Raw genomic sequence first — 2,225 nt, 5'->3', positions numbered from 1 at the left:
GTGGCGGTGGGGGTGGCGCCGTTACGGTCATGCGCTCGGACAGGATCCTGCGCAGCGGTGCGGCCAGGCGAGCGGCCGTCAATTCGCCGTCGGCGGGGATCAACGGGCGACCGTCGACGTCGCGCTTGCCGAGCACGGACGGGGCGGAATCCTGGCCGTAGAGCGCATCTTTGACCTGGGACTCGACGAAGTCGGTTTTGTCCTCGATGACGAGAACCTTGTCGACCCCGGCAGCAAGCAGGCAGGTCTTGCCGACGCCGAGCGGGTAGGGCATACCGACCCGCAGGATGCGGATCCCGGAGTCGAGCAGGTCGGCTTCGGTGAGGCCGAGGTCGGTCAGTGCTTGGCGTACCGAGTCGTAGGCGGTCCCGACCGCGACGATGCCGAGCCAGGCTTGGGCCGGGTTGACCTCGATCGTGTCGATCGGATTGGCGGCATTGAACGCCCGCACCAGCTCCCAGCGAGGCCCGTAGAGGTCTGCTTCTGCCAACAGGCTGTCGGCCGGAGCGGCCAAAATGCGCTGGCGGTAGGTCCACGGGCGGCCGTCCCACTTGATCGTCGGGACGGTGATGGCGAAGTCGGCGAAGTCCCGGTCGAGCGTCCAGACGCCGTCGGCAACGTCAGCGACGATCTTCAACGCAGACCAGCACCCCGATGCCCGGGACAACGCAATGCCGTACAGCCCGAAGGCGATGAGCTCTTCCGCGTTGCGGGGAAAGAAGATCGGCATCGACAGCGCAGCCAACGTCCGCTCGCTGGCGGCGGGCACCGTCGACGATTTGGCGGCGGGATCGTCGCCGACGAGTACCAGCGCACCACCCGTCGGATGCGCGCCGTACATCGCCGCATGGCGCAGCGCATCGCTGGCCCGGTCTAGGCCGGGTCCCTTGCCATACCAAACGCCGACGACCCCGTCGTGGGTACGCCGGCCCTTGGGGAGTTCCAGCTGGCTGCCCCACACCGCGGTGGCGGCGAGTTCCTCGTTCACGCCGGGAACTAGGCGTACGTCGTGCACGGAAGTCAGCTCGGTGAGGCCGGCCAGGAGTTTGTCGAGGCCGGCCAGCGGGCTGCCCTGATAGCCGGAAACGAAGGTGGCGACGCGCTTGCCGGTCCGCCGGTCCCGCTCGTGCTGTTCCACCAACTGGCGGGCGATGGCCTGTACACCGGTCATCAGCACCGGACCTGAGGTCACCGAGTATCGCGACGAGAGATCGAACTCGGCGGGGACAGACGGGTTGTCGGCAAGGTCGGTCATGGACGCACCTCCAAAGCTGATCGATCGGTTCCTCTAAGCCTCAGCCTTGGCTACAGTCAGGTCAACTGATCCGACATCAACAGATCCGATTGTGCAGTTAGTGGCTGCCGTCACCACCCAAGGTAGGAAGAATGATCAGCATCGACCGGCTCGACTTGGAGATTCTGCGCAGGTTGACCGACGATGCACGCACCGGCGTAGTCGAACTGTCCTCGGCGTTGGGCGTATCACGCAATACGGTCCAGTCACGGGTGCGCCGGATGGAAGAGTCCGGTCTGTTGACCGCTTACCAGCCCCGCCTCGATCTCGCCCAGGCCGGGTTTGCGGTACAAGCGTTCATCGCCTTGGAGATCAACCAGGTCGGGATGTCGTCTGTGGTGGCCGGTCTCGCGCGGATCGCTCAGGTGCTCGAGGTGCACGCCACGACCGGCCGCGAGGATCTGCTGGTTCGGGTCGCCACGGCCACACAGGCCGAACTCCAGGAGCTGGTCGAGCGGATCCTCGCCCTCCCCGGCGTGGTGCACTCGAGCACCACGCTGGCCCTGACCACACCGTTGCCCTATCGGGTGATACCGCTGCTCGATGAGGCGACTCGCGACGCTGGCTGGGGACGCTCCACTCCCAAACCCTGAGACTTGAGGTTATGACAAGCGATAACGCCGCAGTCGGGCGTAGAGGGTGCCGCGGGAGAGCCCAAGCCGGATGGCGGCCTCGGTCTTGTTGCCGCCGCATTCGGCGAGAGTCTCGGCGATGACATCGCGCTCCGCCTGCTCAAGCGGACCGAGCTTGAGTGCGGGTGCCTGCGCCGAAACCGCCAGCCCTCGTGGCACGCCACGCCGAATTACCAAGACGACACCATCCTCGGTACGTCCCGGCGTAACGGGATAGATGCGCGCGTGCAGTTCGTCGCTCAACGCGACTTCCTTTGCAGCAGAACCCGATTCCTGAACAAGAGCCCATAGTTCGGCCC

General features: G+C 65.9%; 2 protein-coding genes and 1 pseudogene. 1 reads left to right on the top strand and 2 read right to left on the bottom strand.

The features are described 5' to 3' along the window. Positions 1 to 1,255, bottom strand: a pseudogene (locus tag ACRDUX_RS04545) (indolepyruvate ferredoxin oxidoreductase family protein); the annotation flags it as partial. A gap of 131 nt (positions 1,256 to 1,386) precedes the next feature. Between ACRDUX_RS04545 and ACRDUX_RS04540 the strand changes: the two are divergent. Then, positions 1,387 to 1,887, top strand: coding sequence for an Lrp/AsnC family transcriptional regulator (locus ACRDUX_RS04540; protein ID WP_526411442.1), 501 nt, complete (start codon positions 1,387 to 1,389; stop codon positions 1,885 to 1,887). Between the two features lie 9 nt (positions 1,888 to 1,896). On the opposite strand, the gene ACRDUX_RS04535 is transcribed toward ACRDUX_RS04540, so the two are convergent. Then, positions 1,897 to 2,225, bottom strand: a 329-nt coding sequence (locus tag ACRDUX_RS04535; protein WP_526411440.1) for a helix-turn-helix domain-containing protein, incomplete at its 5' end; no start/stop codon positions are given.

This window comes from Mycobacterium sp. (assembly GCF_050701675.1).
In the GTDB taxonomy this organism is placed as follows: domain Bacteria; phylum Actinomycetota; class Actinomycetes; order Mycobacteriales; family Mycobacteriaceae; genus Mycobacterium.
The sequence above is the reverse complement of the archived record's forward strand: the minus strand, read 5'-3'. Positions and strand labels throughout refer to the sequence as shown.

Excerpts from the sequence above, each read along its gene's own strand:
- ACRDUX_RS04540 (WP_526411442.1), top strand. The coding sequence starts at position 1,387 with ATGATCAGCATCGACCGGCTCGACTTGGAGATTCTGCGCAGGTTGACC.